Source organism: Lactiplantibacillus paraxiangfangensis (assembly GCF_036246185.1).
GTDB lineage: Bacteria > Bacillota > Bacilli > Lactobacillales > Lactobacillaceae > Lactiplantibacillus > Lactiplantibacillus paraxiangfangensis.
Genome location: NZ_BTPW01000019.1, coordinates 12,173 through 30,232, shown reverse-complemented (window position 1 = coordinate 30,232; position 18,060 = coordinate 12,173). Strand labels below are relative to the sequence as shown.

Annotated in this window: 18 protein-coding genes; 8 read left to right on the top strand and 10 right to left on the bottom strand. The window is 46.3% G+C overall.

The window, feature by feature from the left end:
- Window positions 1–10 precede the first annotated feature (10 nt).
- On the bottom strand, window positions 11–1,300 hold the full coding sequence (locus AAA939_RS10940; RefSeq protein ID WP_057705357.1) for an adenylosuccinate synthase: 1,290 nt from the start codon (window positions 1,298–1,300) through the stop codon (window positions 11–13).
- A gap of 316 nt (window positions 1,301–1,616) precedes the next feature.
- On the opposite strand from AAA939_RS10940, the gene purB reads away from it, so the two are divergent.
- Window positions 1,617–2,915 carry an adenylosuccinate lyase gene (purB, locus tag AAA939_RS10935; protein ID WP_057705358.1) on the top strand — a complete coding sequence of 433 codons (1,299 nt, stop codon included), beginning with the start codon at window positions 1,617–1,619 and terminating at the stop codon, window positions 2,913–2,915.
- Window positions 2,916–3,006: 91 nt separating this feature from the next.
- Here purB and AAA939_RS10930 read toward each other — a convergent pair whose 3' ends face one another.
- A complete protein-coding gene (locus AAA939_RS10930; RefSeq protein WP_338210564.1) occupies window positions 3,007–3,465 on the bottom strand; it encodes a nitroreductase family protein in 459 nt (152 codons plus the stop codon).
- A gap of 72 nt (window positions 3,466–3,537) precedes the next feature.
- Entirely contained in the window at window positions 3,538–4,173 is a 636-nt protein-coding gene (locus AAA939_RS10925; RefSeq protein ID WP_338210562.1) for a class I SAM-dependent methyltransferase, read from the bottom strand.
- A gap of 170 nt (window positions 4,174–4,343) precedes the next feature.
- On the opposite strand from AAA939_RS10925, the gene AAA939_RS10920 reads away from it, so the two are divergent.
- From AAA939_RS10920 to AAA939_RS10910, 3 genes are all read left to right on the top strand, one after another.
- Window positions 4,344–5,459 (top strand): glycerate kinase, encoded by a 1,116-nt coding sequence (locus AAA939_RS10920; RefSeq protein WP_338210561.1) that lies wholly within the window; start codon window positions 4,344–4,346, stop codon window positions 5,457–5,459.
- A 110-nt stretch (window positions 5,460–5,569) separates the two neighbouring features.
- Complete coding sequence (locus AAA939_RS10915; protein ID WP_338210560.1) at window positions 5,570–5,773, top strand: helix-turn-helix transcriptional regulator; 204 nt, start codon at window positions 5,570–5,572, stop codon at window positions 5,771–5,773.
- A 15-nt stretch (window positions 5,774–5,788) separates the two neighbouring features.
- Complete coding sequence (locus AAA939_RS10910; RefSeq protein ID WP_338210558.1) at window positions 5,789–6,316, top strand: DUF3278 domain-containing protein; 528 nt, start codon at window positions 5,789–5,791, stop codon at window positions 6,314–6,316.
- A gap of 208 nt (window positions 6,317–6,524) precedes the next feature.
- Here the strand turns inward: AAA939_RS10910 and AAA939_RS10905 are convergent, their stop codons facing one another.
- From AAA939_RS10905 to AAA939_RS10895, 3 genes are all read right to left on the bottom strand, one after another.
- Window positions 6,525–7,469, bottom strand: coding sequence for an alpha/beta hydrolase (locus AAA939_RS10905; protein ID WP_338210556.1), 945 nt, complete (start codon window positions 7,467–7,469; stop codon window positions 6,525–6,527).
- Between the two features lie 845 nt (window positions 7,470–8,314).
- Complete coding sequence (locus AAA939_RS10900; protein WP_338210554.1) at window positions 8,315–8,935, bottom strand: DUF3862 domain-containing protein; 621 nt, start codon at window positions 8,933–8,935, stop codon at window positions 8,315–8,317.
- Between the two features lie 352 nt (window positions 8,936–9,287).
- The gene (locus AAA939_RS10895) at window positions 9,288–9,986 is read right to left on the bottom strand and encodes a zinc metallopeptidase (protein WP_338210553.1); all 699 of its coding nucleotides are present in this window, start codon (window positions 9,984–9,986) and stop codon (window positions 9,288–9,290) included.
- Window positions 9,987–10,154: 168 nt separating this feature from the next.
- Here AAA939_RS10895 and AAA939_RS10890 point away from each other — a divergent pair, with 168 nt between their 5' ends.
- Entirely contained in the window at window positions 10,155–10,334 is a 180-nt protein-coding gene (locus AAA939_RS10890) for a hypothetical protein (protein WP_057705365.1), read from the top strand.
- A gap of 215 nt (window positions 10,335–10,549) precedes the next feature.
- Here the strand turns inward: AAA939_RS10890 and AAA939_RS10885 are convergent, their stop codons facing one another.
- The 4 genes from AAA939_RS10885 to AAA939_RS10870 all read right to left on the bottom strand — a co-directional run bounded on the left by AAA939_RS10885 (window position 10,550) and on the right by AAA939_RS10870 (window position 14,690).
- Window positions 10,550–12,121: a helix-turn-helix domain-containing protein gene (locus tag AAA939_RS10885; protein WP_338210550.1), complete on the bottom strand. Its 1,572-nt coding sequence runs from the start codon at window positions 12,119–12,121 to the stop codon at window positions 10,550–10,552.
- A 155-nt stretch (window positions 12,122–12,276) separates the two neighbouring features.
- Entirely contained in the window at window positions 12,277–12,927 is a 651-nt protein-coding gene (locus tag AAA939_RS10880) for a nitroreductase family protein (RefSeq protein WP_338210548.1), read from the bottom strand.
- A 30-nt stretch (window positions 12,928–12,957) separates the two neighbouring features.
- Window positions 12,958–13,803 (bottom strand): acetoacetate decarboxylase family protein, encoded by an 846-nt coding sequence (locus AAA939_RS10875; RefSeq protein ID WP_338210617.1) that lies wholly within the window; start codon window positions 13,801–13,803, stop codon window positions 12,958–12,960.
- A 23-nt stretch (window positions 13,804–13,826) separates the two neighbouring features.
- On the bottom strand, window positions 13,827–14,690 hold the full coding sequence (locus AAA939_RS10870; RefSeq protein WP_338210546.1) for an SDR family NAD(P)-dependent oxidoreductase: 864 nt from the start codon (window positions 14,688–14,690) through the stop codon (window positions 13,827–13,829).
- Window positions 14,691–15,282: 592 nt separating this feature from the next.
- Here AAA939_RS10870 and AAA939_RS10865 point away from each other — a divergent pair.
- The 3 genes from AAA939_RS10865 to AAA939_RS10855 all read left to right on the top strand — a co-directional run bounded on the left by AAA939_RS10865 (window position 15,283) and on the right by AAA939_RS10855 (window position 17,457).
- A complete protein-coding gene (locus AAA939_RS10865) occupies window positions 15,283–16,122 on the top strand; it encodes a DegV family protein (protein ID WP_338210544.1) in 840 nt (279 codons plus the stop codon).
- A gap of 176 nt (window positions 16,123–16,298) precedes the next feature.
- Window positions 16,299–17,027: an LrgB family protein gene (locus tag AAA939_RS10860; protein ID WP_338210543.1), complete on the top strand. Its 729-nt coding sequence runs from the start codon at window positions 16,299–16,301 to the stop codon at window positions 17,025–17,027.
- A 10-nt stretch (window positions 17,028–17,037) separates the two neighbouring features.
- Complete coding sequence (locus tag AAA939_RS10855; RefSeq protein ID WP_338210541.1) at window positions 17,038–17,457, top strand: CidA/LrgA family protein; 420 nt, start codon at window positions 17,038–17,040, stop codon at window positions 17,455–17,457.
- Window positions 17,458–18,060: the final 603 nt, after the last annotated feature.

Below are 18,060 nucleotides of genomic sequence, written 5' to 3'. Positions count from 1 at the left end.
ACTCCCTTAATTAGTTCCAGATATCGTGGTCGATCACGTTAGTTTGTTCACGGTCAGGGCCGACTGAGAAGGTCGCAATCTTAACGCCAACGAGCTCTTCGATCCGCTTTAAGTAGTTACGCGCATTTTCTGGTAATTCGGCTAACGTCTTCACACCAGTAATGTCTTCGTCCCAACCAGGTAGTTCGTCGTAAACCGGTTTGCAAGCTTCTAATTCTTTCAAGCTAGCAGGGTAGTGGTAAATGGTTTCGCCGTTTAAATCGTAGGCGGTACAAATCTTGATCGTCTTTAAGCCGGTTAAAACGTCTAGGCAGTTTAAGCTTAGGTGCGTTAATCCTGAAACCCGTTTGGCGTGGCGGAGCACAACGCTGTCAAACCAACCAATCCGACGAGGACGCTTCGTAACGGTCCCGTATTCATGGGCAGTTTCACGAATGAAATTACCGACTTCGTCAAATAATTCAGTTGGGAAAGGACCGTCACCAACTCGAGAGGTGTAGGCTTTTAAGACGCCGACACAGTTGTCGATCTTAGAAGGGCCAACGCCACTCCCGATAGTCACGCCACCGGCAACGGGGTTCGAGGAAGTGACGTAAGGGTAAGTCCCTTGGTCGATATCGAGCATGACACCTTGGGCACCTTCGAAGAGGACGCGTTTGCCATTATCGAGAGCATCGTTAATGACAACGGAAGTATCGGTAACGAATGGTTTCAAAGTTTGGCCGTATTCGTAGTATTCTTCAAAAATATCATCAAATTTAAGTGGTTCCAGATCGTAAAGTTTGGTAATAATCTGGTTCTTTTCTGCTAAGTTCCGCTTCAAGAGTGCGGCAAAGGTATCCTTATCTAATAGGTCTGCGATACGAATCCCAATCCGTTCAGCCTTGTCCATGTAAGCTGGGCCGATCCCTTTGTTGGTCGTCCCAATCTTGCCGCTAGCTTTAGACTTTTCTTGGGCACCATCTAAAACGATATGGTAAGGCAAGATGACGTGCGCACGGTTAGAAATCCGGAGATTATCCGGGTTAACATCGTTGTCGCGAAGATATTGTAATTCTTCAACTAATGATTTAGGGTTTAAAACGACGCCGTTACCAATTACGGCAAGCTTGTCGTGGAAGAAGATCCCCGATGGAATCAGCCGTAATTTAAAAGTCTTACCATTAAATACGATGGTGTGGCCAGCGTTGTCGCCGCCTTGGTAACGTGATACCACATCTGCTTCCTGACTTAAAAAGTCCGTGATCTTTCCTTTACCTTCATCGCCCCATTGGCTACCTACTACTACGACTGATGCCATGTTTTCCACCTCATTAAAATAGTTTAATTATGAATGTTCAATAGCAAGAAGTAGTGAAACGTTCACCACTCCAACAGGAATGAGTATAGCAATTTTTATATCAAAGTGCAACTTTAAAACCGAATGTTCTTGTTTAGGGTTCTTTTTAATGTTCATAGTTAAGACGGGTTTGCTGAAATATAAGCGGTTTTATGACGTGGCTAACGAAAAATAAGTAAATGTTTTCATTGTTCGTCCCTACCAATAACTAAAGGAGTGTGATATAATAATGTTCGTGTTTTGTTAGTGAATAAGTGAATAGAAATGAGGATTTGCAATGATTGATCGTTATACGCGTCCTGAGATGGACAAAGTATGGTCGCTAGAAAACCAGTATCAAGCTTGGTTAGAAGTAGAAATTGCTGCGGATGAAGCTTGGGCAGCCTTAGGAAAGATTCCGGCCGAAGATGTTGCAAAAATTCGGGACAACGCTAAGTTTGACGTTGACCGGATCGCCGAAATTGAATCCGTGACGCATCACGATGTCGTGGCGTTTACTCGGGACGTTTCCGAATCACTAGGGGATGAACGTAAATGGGTCCACTACGGCTTAACTAGTACCGATGTGGTTGACACGGCGCAAGGCTACCGTTTAAAGCAGGCAAACGCAATTATTCGTCAGGACTTACAGGATTTACGCGCAACACTAGCACAACAGGCTAAAAAATATAAATATACCGTTGAAATGGGCCGGACCCACGGGGTTCATGCGGAACCAACGACCTTTGGGCTTAAACTAGCGCGTTGGTACTCTGAAATTAATCGTAATATTGAACGGTTTGACCACGCGGCAGCGGGCGTTGAAGCGGGCAAAATTAGTGGTGCGGTTGGGACTTTCGCCAATATTCCACCATTTGTTGAACAATTTGTCTGTGACAAGTTAGGGATTCGCGCACAAGAAATTTCAACGCAAGTGTTACCACGTGATTTACACGCGGAATACATTGCTACCATCGCTTTGATGGCGACGAGCGTTGAAGTGATTGCGACCGAAATTCGGGGATTACAAAAATCCGAAACGCACGAAGTTGAAGAATTCTTCAACAAGGGTCAAAAGGGTTCCTCCGCAATGCCACATAAGCGTAACCCAATTGGTTCAGAAAACGTGACTGGGTTGGCACGGGTTTTACGGGGCCACATGATGACCGCGTATGAAGACGTTCCGTTATGGCATGAACGTGATATTTCACATTCTTCCGCTGAACGAATTATCTTGCCAGATTCCACCATTTTAATTGATTACATTTTGACACGTATTAATAAAATTGTTTCAACGTTGACGGTATTCCCAGAACGAATGAAGCAAAATATGGATGCAACGTACGGCTTAATTTACAGCCAACGGGTGCTTTTGAAGTTGATCGATACGGGCATGTCCCGTGAATCAGCGTACGACTTGGTTCAACCATTGACTGCGAAGGCGTGGGATGAACAGCTTCACTTCAAGCCGTTAGTCGAAGGCAACGAAGAGATTCGCAAGCACTTAGACCAAGCGGCAATCGATGACGCGTTTGATTACCACTACCATTTGCGTCACGTGGACGATATCTTTAAGCGTTTGGGCTTAGATGATTAAGTCATAACATAAAAGAATTAAAAACCGGAGTACTAACTGCCAAGCAATGGCCGTTAGTACTCCGGTTTTGTGTTAATAGGTGTTAAGTCACTTATTTAATAATTTCTTTTTGAATCCGATCATCCGGGAGATCCCGTGGTGTGAATGTTTCGGTCGTTTGACCAAGGGTGAGGACGATCAATGGCTTGAATCCGGCTGGTAAAATGTCAGCTGGAATTGAACCGAGGCTAGCCATGTTGTAGTTAGCGCCCAAGCCCAGGTCTTCGGCAGCGAGTTCCATGTTATGCACAATGACCCCGGCAGAGACGGCTTCCATGGTGGAAGCGGCACTGGCTGCGACGATGATGGCCGTTGGTGCGCCGTGCAGACCGTTTAATTGTGAAATGATTGCTGGTTTTTGGACGGCAATGATGCGGTAGTTTTCAAACTGGCTCATTCCTACGGCACCGGCATTCCCAGCCTTTAAAATCGTTTGTAATTGCTCGTCAGAAATCTGACCACTGTATTCCCGAACGGCCTTACGGGATTGAATCATTTTAAGTGTTTCCATGTAAAAATACCCCCACTTGATTTGAGATTACTTTAATCATAACTGTTTTTGTATCCGTTTGCACGACCGTTTTTACTTTGTGCGGTGGCGGCGCTTAGGTTGACGTTCGTATTTACGTTGTAACTTTTTCGATAGCGTATGTTCCTTAGCCTGGTTCTGCTTTTGTTTTTCAAACGGGCGTTTTTCAGCGTAGAACACGTAGTACCCGTTTAGCTCAGTGACTAGGACGTTCCCAAAGGTACTCTTGAGCTTATTCTCATACCAAGTGCGCCGTTTAGTCACCATGTACATGTGGCCGCCCATGCTTAATTGATGCTGAGCATTTTCGATGAAGCCCCTTGCGACCGCAAAATCGGTGTGATAGGGCGGGTTTGACAGGATTAGGTCAAAGGTCTCACCAGCAAGCTTTTCAAAACCGTTACTTTGTAAAATCGTTGGGGTGACGTGGTTACGTTGGGCGTTCATCTTGGACAATCCGACGGCGTTTTGATCAACGTCGACCATGGTTACCCGGTCGTGGGGATACTGAGTGGCAAGGTAGATGCCGACAAAGCCGAATCCGCAACCGAGGTCCAAAACGCGTAGCCCGTCCTTAGTGTGGAGCTGTTCCATCATGGATTCGGTACCAAGGTCTAAGCCGCTTGGGGAAAAGACCTCTGGATCAGTTTCAAATTGGAGTGATGTTGCTTGGTAATTAATTGTTAACATTTTTTTCTCCTTAATAAGTGTCTTCTCGACAAGCATACGTGTTCTAAGGGCGTGAGTAAAGCATGGCGCGGATTGTGTCGGTGATTATAGACGCTTATACTGAAAATAACTAAGGTTTAAAGACAAAAGACTTTTAACTAATCGTCTTAATAAATAAAGAAGGTATTGGCATGCACGCATTAATTGCAATTGATTCGTTTAAAAATTCTATGACCAGTATGGTTGCTAATCAGACCGTGGCGGACCAGTTGGCTAAGTACGGCATTACTGCTAGTCAGGTCGCAATCGCTGACGGCGGTGAAGGAACGGTGGCGGCCTTCTTGGCAAACCAACCGGGTGGACAAGCCGTTGACGTCGAAACGGTTGATTTGGCCCAGCGCCCAATCAAAGCGACTTACGGTTATTTTGCAGCCCAACAGCTCGCCGTGATTGAGGTGGCGGCGGCCTCGGGAATTCAATTTTTAACGTCGGGGTTGAATCCGGCTAACACGAATACTTACGGGACCGGATTGTTGATCAAAGCTGCCGTCGAACGCGGCGCGACCAAAGTGATCCTGGGCCTGGGTGGTAGTGGAACGGTCGACGGGGGTGCCGGAATTTTGCGTGCATTAGGCGTGCGTTTCTTCGATGCGACGGACCAACCATTGGCGATGGTTGGCGCCGACCTTGGCCGTGTGAGCCGCGTAGATACGAGTCAAATGTTACCAGCTTTGCGGCAAGTAACGTTTGTAAGCGCTGCTGATGTGACCAATCCACTGACCGGTGAATTAGGGGCAACCCGAATTTTTGGTCCTCAAAAGGGGTTGGCCACAGACCAAATTGCCGCCTATGATCAGGCGATGGCACATTATATGCGCACCGCGACTGGCACCGTCAGTGAGCATCCAGCGGACGGGGCTGCCGGCGGAATTGGGTTTGCGCTCCGGTACTTCTTACACGCCCAAGTCCAATCGGGGTTTGAATTGATTGCTGAGCTGAGTCAACTGGAAACGCTGGTACAACAAGCAGATTTCGTGATTTCCGGTGAGGGTCAGGTCGATGACCAGAGCTTTATGGGAAAAGTGCCAATTCAAATCAGCCACCTAGCGCAAGCCGCGGGGAAAAACTGTTACTTGTTAGTTGGTCGTCAAAAAGGGGCGGGGGCAACCTTTGCCAAACAAGGGGTGACCGCGGTGTTACCGATTGTGGATCAAGTGATGACGCTAGAAACAGCGCTGAAACGGGGTCTGGAAAACTTAGCCCGGACGGCCGAACGGTTAGCACGCCTGATCACGCATCCAGTTTAAAAATTAGCATGACCGTTTTTGTCTAATATAATTGACAATACAGCCTAAATAGCTTAATTTAGTCAGTAAGCGATGTCATATATAGTTTACATTGAGAGGAACTGGGCTGAATGAATCGGGTTAAAGAATATCGCCAACGGGCCCATTTATCACAAATGGGGCTGGCAGAAGCCATCGGGGTGGCGCGGCAGACGATTAACATGATTGAAAATGATAAGTATAATCCGTCGTTAGCCTTATGCTTGAACTTGGCTCACGTACTAAATACGGACCTAAACACGTTATTTTGGCTGGAAGATGACTCAAAGGAATAGACGGGGGTAGTAACGATGGGAAAAAATACGTGGTCGCAACGACTGATAAAATGGTTTTATGGGCTCGACCGAACGCTTGATGAGTATGAGCAACACGTTCTTGACCGTGCGGGGCATAATATCACGGTTGGTCTCATTGCTTATTTATTATTAAGTGGCCTTGGGATGTCCTTTTTGGCGGGAATGGTTGGTGTTAACACGAGCCTGATTATTTGGCAGTTCACCAATTTAGGCGTCTGCTTAGTGGCATGGGGCTACCTGAGCTGGGCCATCTATAAACTGCATTTAAGTGATATTGAAGTCACTTCTAAACAGTATCAGGGTGCGATTAAGGCCGTTTTAAAGAAATCACAACGACAAACGTTAGTGACGGTCGTGCTATTTCAGGTGATCGATTCCTTAAGCAACGCTTGGTTAGATTCCGCTTCGTATTGGCAAACGTTTTTCAGTTGGCCACAGTTACGGACGTTACTAATCTTTGCAGTTGTGATGGGTGGTGCTAGCGTACTAATCGGTATGGCCCGCGTTAAAGTGGTTTACTAAAATCAATGATCATTAAATAAACATACTAAGACAAAACTCAAAAAGCTATCCAGAAATATCAACTATTTCTGAATGGCTTTCCTTATTACTATGGTCGAAACGTGTGACAAAAGGCAATTTGTTCCGCTTAACCCAAAATCAGCGACCATTCCAAACCCAGGAATAATCGCTGATTTTACGTTAATGCTCACAAACTGACCGCCTTTTGTCACACTCTCGCAGATAAATATTGGTCGAGAAAAGCCGTAACGTGTTTTTGATAGGTTGCGGGATCGATCCAAAAACTCTCCGCGTGGGTGGCATCCGGCACTTGCCACATAGTTTTGGGACCACCAGCCGCCTGATAGTTCTTTTTCAGCATCCAGCTAGGGACGTAGACGTCCTTTTCACCATGGATGAAGAAGATTGGCCGGTCGTTATGGCGAAGCTGTTCGACGGAACTCACGTCGCTTAAAAAGTAACCCATTCGGTGGCGATTAATAAAACTAACGATCGGGACAAACGGATACTTCGGTAAGTGGAACTGCCGCTTAAGCAAGTAGGCGAGTTCCTCTTCAACGCTAGTATAACCGCAGTCGGCGATGATGGCTTTAACTTGTTCAGGTAACTGTTCACCACTCATCATTTCGACGGTGGCGCCACCCATGCTGACCCCGAAGAGGACGATTTGGGTCCGTGGACCGCTGTGCTGAATAACGCGGTCAATCCAACCAAGGTAGTCGCGGCGGTCCTGCCAACCGAAGCTGATGTACTTGCCGGCACTTTGACCATGCCCACGGTCGTCAGGTAGTAAGACGTTGTAGCCCATCTGGGAAAACATGTAGGCGTAGTTGGCCATCGTTTCCCCGTCACCCTTATAGCCGTGGGAGACGATGACCGTTTTATGGCTAGCCGTCTTTGCGGGAACGTATGTGGCTACTAACCGGTTTGCCTCATCCGCGATGTTTAATTGCCAAGTCTGAGTTGGTTGGCGGTGCAGCCAGTTGACGTAAGACCAGTAAGCGTCTGCGTACTTTTGCTTGTCGGCTGACGTTTCGGGAACGTAGTCGACCCGTTTAAATGCAAAATTATATAATTTTTCACTCGCTAGTAAAGTCGCTGAAAATAGGGCTAAAGGTGCCCCTAACGCGGCGAGTACGTGGCGTTTTTTCAAAATAATCACTCCTCAATCTCTTACTTCATTATGATAATCCTAATTTAGCAATTGGGGCAAGCGTGAGCATGGCAACTAATAAAAGTTAAATTTAGGGATTGATTACTGTTGTGTGAATATTTAGACTAATCAAAATTAGCCACCTGTGAGTAGTTATTCCGGTTGCCACTGATGACATGCGGTCGTGGGACCGGGCCTAGCCAAAGAAGCGGTCTAGTCCCTCGTCCGGAATAATTGCAAAGACCACAATTGTCCCGGACCGTCCGTGGTCTAAGCCCGGAAAGCTCACCGGACTAAAACCACTTTCACGACCGATGCCATCAGTGACAGCCTCCGATTATCCGACAATAATAACGATAGTAAAACTGGTTTAGCGAAGGTGGACAGAATTGATGTGCTGTGTCGACAAGATTAGCGGGCGAATTTCACGCTAATCTTGTGGGGCGATTCAAAGACGTGGGCTGGCGGCTTTGAATCGAGGTTCCAGACCGCACCATGGCTGGAACCGTCCCTCTATAGCACATCGGTTCTGTCCGCCGAAGCGGATAATTTAGCAATAATTATCGCTACTGTTGCGGTATTGATAGTAGTTTTAGATTTAACAGGGTACTAAAAAAACCACCGCGAAGGCGATGGTAGGAGTAGTTCATTTCGCCAGGTGATGTGCCCAGCGAGACTGATTTTCATTAACTTTGGAGGAGTAAATGAAAAAGGTTCCGGCAACTGGGCGCAAAACTCAGTTACCATATTATTAGTATAGTCCATTGACCGTTAAAAGATAAATTAAAGTGCCGTTATCGACGAAAGATTACGTTAACGGGTTAAATATTGCGGCCAGCTGACGGTTAAATTGACGTTCGGGACGTGGATGCCAATTTGTTATGATGAAAAGTCAGCGTGACGTTGGCCTGGGGCTGATTTTCGATATTGTTATAAGTCACGGTTTGAACGTTTTCAGTGGGCGTGGCCCAATTGGAGACCGTATTAGGAATACCTAAGGTTGCGGTTACCTGATTGTAGGGTGTCCCGGGTGTTAGTTGGTCCAACATGGTGCCAGTGACCTTTGAGTTTGGGCTCAGTTGGGCGCCCCGGTAGTTTTTAGCGACCGCAATACCGTCATGAAAACTCACGCTGATGATGGCGCCTTCTAAACTAGTATCCGGGTGTTTCCAGACGTAGGTTTTAAGTGAACGCTGTGCGACGGTGGTCACGTTATTAGTTTGGTTCGGTTGACCAAGGAGCGCATGGACTTGCTCGATGGTGCTTGCATAGTCGTTGGGTTCAATTGCTAATTGAATCCGATCAAAGTTCGTTCGTGTGACACCGGGAACCCGTTTGCGAGTTGCGGTGCGCGCAGTGGGTGCGTCGTCGTGGTGATGGGCGGGATGCGTTGAAGCGGTGTTCCCACACGCCGTTAACGTGATAAGTGCCCAGCCCGAAAGCACCACGATGATGGTTCTTAACATGGTAAAATCCTCCGTGAAATGTAAATAATACTGGTTGTTTTCAATAACGATACCATTTATTCGCAGTAATGTACATAACCGCCGTGAAAATGAGAATGTAAAAAACCACCGTATCGGGGAATACGGTGGAAAAAGGAGTAGGGTAGACATGTGACGGGGAATCACATGCCACTATGAATTTCATTACTTTGGAGGAGTAAATGAAAAATTTTAGGTTGTGTTATAGCTGATTGAGTTAACCTCAATTGCTATGATGCTATCATACCGAGGTCGTGTGAAGAATGTGTGAACGAATCGGTTCAATGTAATGAAAAAAGTGATAAGTAAAAATTAAGCATCTTCATCAGTGCGGTTAATTATCATCGCGGTTTCCACCAAAGAGCAGGATTAACCGTAGTAATTGTAAGAACGTTGACAACGCAACAGCGACGTAGGTGAGGGCCGCTGCAACGAGTACTTTGCGCACCATCGGAACTTCATCGCGAGTGAGCACTTGGCCGTCAGATAGAATCTGCAAGGCTCGGCGGGACGCGTTAAATTCAACGGGTAACGTGACTAATTGGAACAGTAGCGCTAATGAAAATAGGAAGATCCCGATGTGAATAATGGTCTGATTGTAACTTAAAAGTACCCCGACGATGATGATTGGTAATGAAAGGGTCGAGCCAAAGTTAGCGACTGGAACGATGGCGGAACGTAACCGCATTGGCCAATAGTTAACGTGATCTTGAACGGCGTGCCCACATTCGTGAGCGGCGACCCCAATAGCGGCAACGGACGTGGAATCAGCGGTCGCTTCAGATAGGCTGAGGACCTTTGTCTGGCCGTTGTAGTTGTCGGTTAGATCACCGCTGATCTTTTGGACGCCGACGTTGTTAATGCCGGACTGCGCCAAAATAAAGCGAGCGGCGTCACTACCAGAGTAGTTGGACTTGCTACGATAGCTGTCAAAATGCCGGAACGTGCGGTTAACGTAACCGGATGCTGCCATGGAAATGAGCAGTCCGATAATCACTAAAAAGTAAGTTGGATCAAAAAATGAATAGAACAAATGAATTCCTCCCGTGTCGTTTAATTGTTAATCGATATTTTATCAGATTTGATTTGCAGTTACCAAGCCTAGGAAGTCAAAAGTGTTTTTTCTGTTAACTAACGAATTGGCTCGGTATAATGCGATTGTCTAGAAGTGACACGCATTTAAAGTTAGGGGTAAGCACGAATGGAAAAAACTTATCGGACGCTAACGTATGGGAACATGCCGTTAAAGTTAGATTCTGGCAGTAGCTGGATCTTTCCGAAGGGTGTGGAAGTGAAGGCGAAGGTTGATTTGGAAACCGGACAAGTGACGTTCTTTGTGGATGCTAAGGATTTAGAATTATTGCGATCTGTTGATAAATAATAAAAGTGGGGCCCCAAGATAGCTTGAGGGGCCTGCAAAAAAGCCATTCAGAAATGTTTCTGAGTGGCTTTTCCTAGTGTTATGGTCGAAACGTGGACCAAAAGGCAATTTGTTCCGCTTAACCTGAAATCAGCGACTATTCCAAACCCAGGAATAATCGCTGATTTCACGTTAATGCTCACAAACTAATCGCCTTTTGGCACAGACTTTGCATTTTAGAACTTAGTTTCATCCGCACGCCGTTGATGGGGTTGCGGATCGTTGGTCGGTAGGGTATTAGTTGGACTATAGTTGTTGCTGACTAAGAAGCGTTGTAATTTGAAGCTCGAGGCCAGTTTGAAGCAAGTCTCCGCGTCGTGCAGGTCGCAGCCGGTGAGCGCTGTGATATGGCTCAAGCGGTTGCGTAACGTATTCGGGTGGATGTACAAATTTTTAGCCGTTTGCGTCAGGTTGCAAGTAGCACATAAATAACCATCCAGGGTAGCAACTAAAGCGGTGTTGTTTTTAGCGTCGTAGGCGAGCAATTCTTGTAACGCCGGATTAATAAAGAAGGGCAGGATTTCAATGTGGTTCACCCGGTCAAAGGCAAGGTTGTAAAATTGGTCTTCACAAAAGACGAGCCGGCCTCGGTACGTCTTCAGCCGGTCGGTCCGGTTACAAACGGTGTAAGCGGCGAAGGTGTCCTCCGGGTTAACGTAGTGTTGCGAAACGATGAGGCGACAGTCAGCTTGCTCGGTAATCTGGTGTAACGTGGTCTTAAATTTGGGACTGTTATAATTCACCAAGCTGATGGAAATTAGGGCGAAACACTGCTGTTTAAACGTTGAAACGAGCACTTGCTTGAAGTGGGGTACTAGTAAATATTGCAGGCGCTGCTGGAGAATGTGCGCGGACTGGTTGGTCAGTGGGTCACATTTAACGAGGACCATTGCATCCGGTAAAACGGCCCGTTGTTCTTCAAATTGCGCGGCAAAGGTGGTGCTCTGGCGTTCGGTTAGTAGCATGTTTAAGAGTTGGTCGCGCTGAGATTCCGAGGTCGGCATGATTTGATTCTTAACGACGGAGCCGGCAATTACCTGACCAATTTGGTTGATCAATAGGGCTTGGACGTCGTTTAACGGTGTCTTCATGGTGGTCATGACCAAATAGCCGATGGGTTCATGCGCATTGGCTAACGGGGTAATCAACATGGGTCCCGCGGCGAGGTCGTCGTTAACCATGTAGACCTGAGTCAAAAAGTTAGGGTTGTCCGGTGCAAAGCCGTGTTCTAGTAACCAGCGCGCAATCTTATTGTTTTCAATTGCGGCGTGGATACTGGGACCGTTAATATTCGTGGTGTGTGAACGAGATAAAATCTGGCCATTCAAGTCAATGATGGCCACTGGATTTTGCAATAGGTTGACCACGGCCTGTAGCGTGGTATCAAAGTCGGCGGTGATCGCGTTGATTGCTAACGTATTGATATCAGCCTGCAGTTTATCCGTTGGCCCTAGCGACTGGCCGATTTGGATTAATAGTTTTAACAGCTGACTCTGAAGGGCAATCGTGGTGGTTGAGTGTGCGCCAAGTTCGATGGTCCCAATAACGATCTCCTGTTGGTGCTCCCAACAACTCAGCTGAACATCGTAGTCGTCGTTAGGATGCAAATATAAGCAGTTTGATTTGTGGCCAAACTGGGGACCAGAAAAGGCGGCCCGTTTAATGTCTGGGTTATGGTGATCCAATGATGCGGTGGTCGATAGTTCAAATTTAAGTGCAATTTTTTTAAGCAATGATTTTAATTTCATGACGACGTATCCCCCATATGTCAGTCTATAAGTCCAACTTAATGATAAGGAATGAAAGCGCTTTTGTAAAGGCTGGTAGGTTGCGTAGAAGAGACAAAAGGCCTGCTGAACAGCATTGTTCAGCAGGTGCTTTTGTTAAGACTAGGAATTAAAATTTAAAGGAAGTCCGTCTGAGTTTTAGAATCGTAACGCGTTGTGTGGAGTGGTTCTTTAGCAGATTTCCCAATCGCAACCCCCATAACGGGAACGTAGCGCTTTGGATCTAGGCCTAGGGTTGGAATCATCTTTTCGAAGTCAATCCCAGAGAAGGCGTTAGCGTCGTAACCGTGGGCCCGTGCAACTAAGAGTAATTGCATTCCGACGGTTGAGCAGTCAATCGTTGCGTCAAACTTTAAGAAGTCTGGAGTGGCATTTTCATAAAGTGGTAAGAACGTGCCAAGAATTTGATCCAAACGTTCCTTAGTGATGTTACCAGCCTTGTAAACTTTGTTCCAAACATCGCGGTAAACCAAGTGTGACTGGGTATCACCGGCGATGAAGACAATGGCTGAAGCGCTGTCCACTTGTGGATAGTTGAATTTCATCACAGCTTTTTTGAATTTTTCTTTAGCTTCAGGGGTGTCGATGACGACGAAGTGCCATGATTGCAAATTGCATGCGGATGGTGCGGTGGCTGCTTCCGAAATCATCTTTTGTAATTCATCGCGGTTGATTTTAACACTAGGATCAAAGGCTCGAACCGAGTGACGGTTAAACATCACGTCGGATAAGTCGTTATTTACTAATTCTTTAGTGGTTTCTGACATAGTTGAACCTTCCTTTCAAAAAGTTAATCGTTAAATGATATAAGTCGTGTCTTTCTGGTTAAAGAAGCCCCGGTCGTAGCGGCCCGTTAATAGTTTTGGCATGGTGACGTCGGCATCCACCGTGTCGAGTTTCAACGTATTGAACATAACGGATGTGTCCATGTGGAACCAAGCGGCACCTAATGGCTTCAAGACTTTTAATTCGCCCAATGGATCGTCTGGAGTTGAGTGCATTTCAATGTCTAAGTGGCCTGGTTCAACTTGGTCACAGAGCGAACGCAGTTGGGTGGCAACGAGTTGGACATTTTCAAAGTGGTTAGTCCCGTCGTCGTGTTGGTCGATATCATACTTGTAGAAGAAACTGTTCATTTCAGCTTCTTTGCCTAAAGCTAACTGGCCAGCAAACTGCTTCATGATTGACGGATCGTTAAGTTCGCCCGCGTCCCATGAAACTTTCATCAAGGTCTTGCCGTGACGGTCAACGGTTGCGTAAGCACCATCGTCGGTCCGGCGTAATTCAATGGCGTCGGCGAGTTTCTTAGGGATACCAGCGCCTTCGCGGCCGGCAATAACACCACTTTCAGCACCAGGGCCGTGGAGCAATAAGGTCAGTGGGTAAGCACCCATCATCTTATCTTTATAGCTAACTAATGCGAACAAGCTTTGTTCGAGGTATGGGCCGCCAAAAGTTGGTTTGCCCATGTGAACAACGTAGCCACAAACAACGGGCGCAACTAATTTGAGCGGTGCGGGAATGAGGCTAGCTAACATTGCTGGGTCGGTTGCGTATGCGAAGCCAATCCCTTCTTGATCATTCATGCTAGGTGATTTTAAGAAGTTCTTTACATCATCGTTACTTACTACAAATGCCATAATAAACACTCCTTTGAATGACTACGTTACATGATGCCGTCCATAATGTGGACGTCTGGTTTGCCATCGTTGACGATCCGGTTGACCCGGTCGCTAATTAATGGGTTGAATTCTGGGTGGGTCAAAATGTAGAAGCGGTTATCTTCCAAGGCTTTAAAGACGGTCTCTTCGATCGTGTCGATTGGTTTACCGTTGGTGATAACGTACTTCGCAAATTGTTGTCCCTTTAAGTAAGCTTCGCTTTGATAGTATGGATCACTTGGGTCGCTGTATTGTGCTGGCCGGTGATTTTCGGTATGGTACAAATCAGTTTGAACGAAGCCAGGGCACATGACGTGCATGTCGATGTCGGCCTTGATCCGTTGCAAGTCGTAAGCGGTCGCTTCAGTCATCCCAACTGAGGCAAACTTGCTAGCGTGATATGACGGCATCCCGGGGGTGTCGACTAAGCCGGCGATGGAGGCAACGTTTAAGATGTCGCCATGGGTCTTTTGTTTTAACATGATTGGAATAACGCGCTTCATGGCGTAAACCTGGCTCATCAAGTTAATATGCATGATCCATTCCCAATCACGGCTTGGTAATTCCCAAATCCGGCCGGGAAGGGCGATGCCGGCGTTGTTGATTAATAAATCAATCTGGCCGAACTTGTCCATGGTTTGTTGAATCGCGTCGTCCACGTTATCTTCAACCGTGACGTCGGCGGTCACCATAATCGCTTCAGCGCCTAAATCATCGGTAATGGTTTTGTAGGTTTTCTCCAGGGCGGGACCGTCAATATCAACGAGGGCTAAGCGCATGCCACGCTTGGCACCACCTTCTGCGATCACTTGGCCAAAGCCGTGGGCCGCACCCGTAATGAACATTACTTTGTTTTTAAAATCTTTCATCGTAATAAAACCTCCTCCAAAATTAGTTGTGATAGTTTTATAAAAGTCGACTCTTATGGGCGGGAATCATTTCACCCTCCCTAACAAGGTCTATCATAACTTAAAATTGGAAGCGCTTTAACGGTGAAAAGCACCAAAGTTACCACCGGGACACTGTGGACTATCTACATGTAAATAATTTCACAATTAAATGCTTGGTTGAGAAAAATAACGACAAAAAACCTCCGTACGGGGAATACGGAGGAAAAGGGAAAGTAAATATTTAAGTATACACACACATCTATTCATCGCTTGGGGAGGTAATGAATATTTGAAGTTAGGGGTCGTTAAGGAATGGGAAGTTCCTTAATGACTATGAATACAGTATAACGAGCGGTCGTGAAGAAAATGTGATGTTGAAATAGTAAAAACGTGATTTTCATTTGAAAAAAGATTCTAGTTGCGGGGCACACGCTTTTACAAAGTTTATAATCGATTTGCGACATACAGGCAACTAATGTTGGCTCAGAATATTGATTTATCAAGGATCTAAGCTTCTAAAGAATTGGCGATGCTATAATAAGTCTCAAATTCGTTGAAAGCGAGATTCCTTATGAGCATAAAAATCGTTACCGATTCTGCGGTGCGCCTGACCGCAGCTGAAATTGAACAATATAACATTGCAGTCGTACCACTATTAGTAGGGTTTGGGAGCGATTTGATTGCTGATACGGCCGTTGACCCCGCCCAATTTGACCAACAAATGCGGGTTAGTCCTAGTTTGCCGACAACGAGCCAACCACCGATTGGTAACTTTGTCAGCATTTACGATTCGTTAACCGCGGATGGCAGCCAGGTCTTATCGTTACATTTGACGGAGACGTTGAGTGGGACCGTTAACGCGGCCCGGCAAGCGGCTGAGCTATGTGACGGGGACGTGACGGTAATCGATACGCAGAGCGCGGATCGCGGGATGGCCTTTCAGGTTCTGACGGCGGCACGAATGGCGCACGGGGGTGCCACCTTAGACACGATCTTAGCTAAACTCACGGTTATTCGTGAGCACACTAAGACCTACTTATTTGTCGATACCCTGGATAATTTGGTCAAGGGTGGTCGGGTGCCGAAGTTAGCTGGCGTTGTGACTAACTTGATTAAGCTGAAGTTCGTTTTTGAATTGGCTGAAGGTAAGTTGAAACTTTATACCCGCGGCCGTGGGAAGAAAGCCTTGATTAAAGCGCAAGAACGAATCTTGGCTGAGCTACAAGATGCAACGCGGGTCGAAGCGGCCGGAATTTCCTACGTGGGTGATCCTAGTGTGGCGGATGAGCCGGAAGCCCTGTTGAAAAAGGTGGCACCACAAGCTGACTTAATGGTTGCGAGAACTAGTGCGGTGATTGCAACGCATGCGGGAATTGGCGCATACGCTTTGATGCTTTATACTATAGATTAAATTAAGGGTGTCATTGTACTATTAAAATAATCTTTAGTATGCTATAATTAAAAGATAATAATTTAGAGCCGTGTTGGCGCACTGTTCTGAGCCTAACCACCATGAAAATGATGACTAGACCCGGATGGGGCGTCTTTTTTGTTACTACTAGACACTTAAAGAAAGTAGGAAAATGTGTGAATTATCTTCTCAATAATCCGTTTTTTGGGATTGGACTATCGGTCCTGGTTTATGGGATTGGCGAGTATTTGTATCACAAAACAAATCGCTTCGTACTATTCCAACCGTTATTTTTTGGAATGTTGCTCGGGATTGGTTTATTGGTATTGATGGCGTCGATTCTACGGACACCTGTACAAAAAGTTTACGAAGCGTACCAGATTGGTGGCGACTGGTTGTTCTGGTTTGTTGCACCGGCAACGGTCTCGTTTGCCGTACCGTTATATAAGCGCAATGATATCTTCAAAAAACACTGGGACGTCATTTTAGTTGCCCTGTTTATAGGCTTGCTGCTATCCCTGTTTGGGATTTATGGCGTTTCACGATTATTAGGCTTAACCGATGCGGCTTTGGGCGCGATGTTAGTTCAAGCGGCGACGACCGCGATTGCCTTACCCGTAGCGGAGTCAGTTGGTGGTGATCAGGCGATTGCAGCCTTTGCGGTTATTTTGAATTCGGTCCTGATTTATGCCCTGGGAGATCACTTTATTCGCTGGTTTAAGTTGCATAAGAATCCACTCGGCGCAGGCTTAGGGTTCGGAATCGCGGGTAACGCGGTGGGTGCTACGAAGGCCATTGAAGTGAGCGAAGCAGCGGGCGCGACCGGCGCCATCGCCTTCGTTATCGCGGGGATTTTAGTTAACTTCATGGTACCGGGATTTGCTAGTTTCGTTGGTTTAGGTTAGGAGGAATTTGATGAAAAAGGGAATGTTTATCCGTCAGATTATGATTTACGGTGTGATTTTATTTGCCAGTAGTTTGCTGTCAAACTTATCCAGTCAGTTATGGCCAGCTTTTCCAATGCCGACTGCGTTGATTGGGATGATTATGTTGTACCTCCTCCTAACCTTTAAAGTGGTCAAGCTGGAACACGTCTCCGGTGTGAGCAACTTCTTTGTCCAGATTATTAGTTTAATTTTCATTCCATCTGGAATTGCCCTAGTGACGAAGTTGGACGTGTTAAAAGCAGAAGGGTTACAAATCATTGTCGTCATCATGATTTCAACGTTGATGTTATTGCTATTTACCGCTGGAATTGCGTGGGTGCTGATTCAAGTTAAGGAATGGCTGCAAGCACGAGTTGGTCGTTCGGCTGGAGAAATTGAAGAGGATTAAATCTTGGTGGCATTACATTTACTAAGCGGTAGATGTTGTACCAGTTAGATCTAGTCAATCATGAAACGTTGAGGGGAAAAGCGGTGGGGTCGTTGCTTTTTCCTTTTTTATTACCCGCTCCGTCGGGTAGCCCTGGCGTGCTATGGGGGACGGTCGCAGCCATAGTGCGGTCTGCAACCTCGATGCAAAGCCGACAGCCCACGTCTTTGCATCGCCCCGCAAGATTAGCAACTAAAACCCACTTGCTAATCTTGCCGACACAGCACACCAAGACTACCCGACTGCGCTAAAAACAGACTTACTATTGTGATTCGGATAACCGGACTAACTCAGTTGTATTAGTCTAAATACTGATACAACAGTAATCAATCCCTAAATTTAACTTTCAACCTTTAGTTAGAAAATAAAAAAGCCACTACATCAAGGATGCAGTGGTCAAGGAGTAGGAAACATCAAAGTGGGGGCTTTGATGAACCCCATTCATAAGACTTGGGGGAGTCCATGAATGAAAATAATCACTAGTCGACGTTATGGCAGCAACGCCACTAATAATCTAAAAACTAAAGAATATTAAGGATTGACAGTCAGTTGGTCACTTACTAT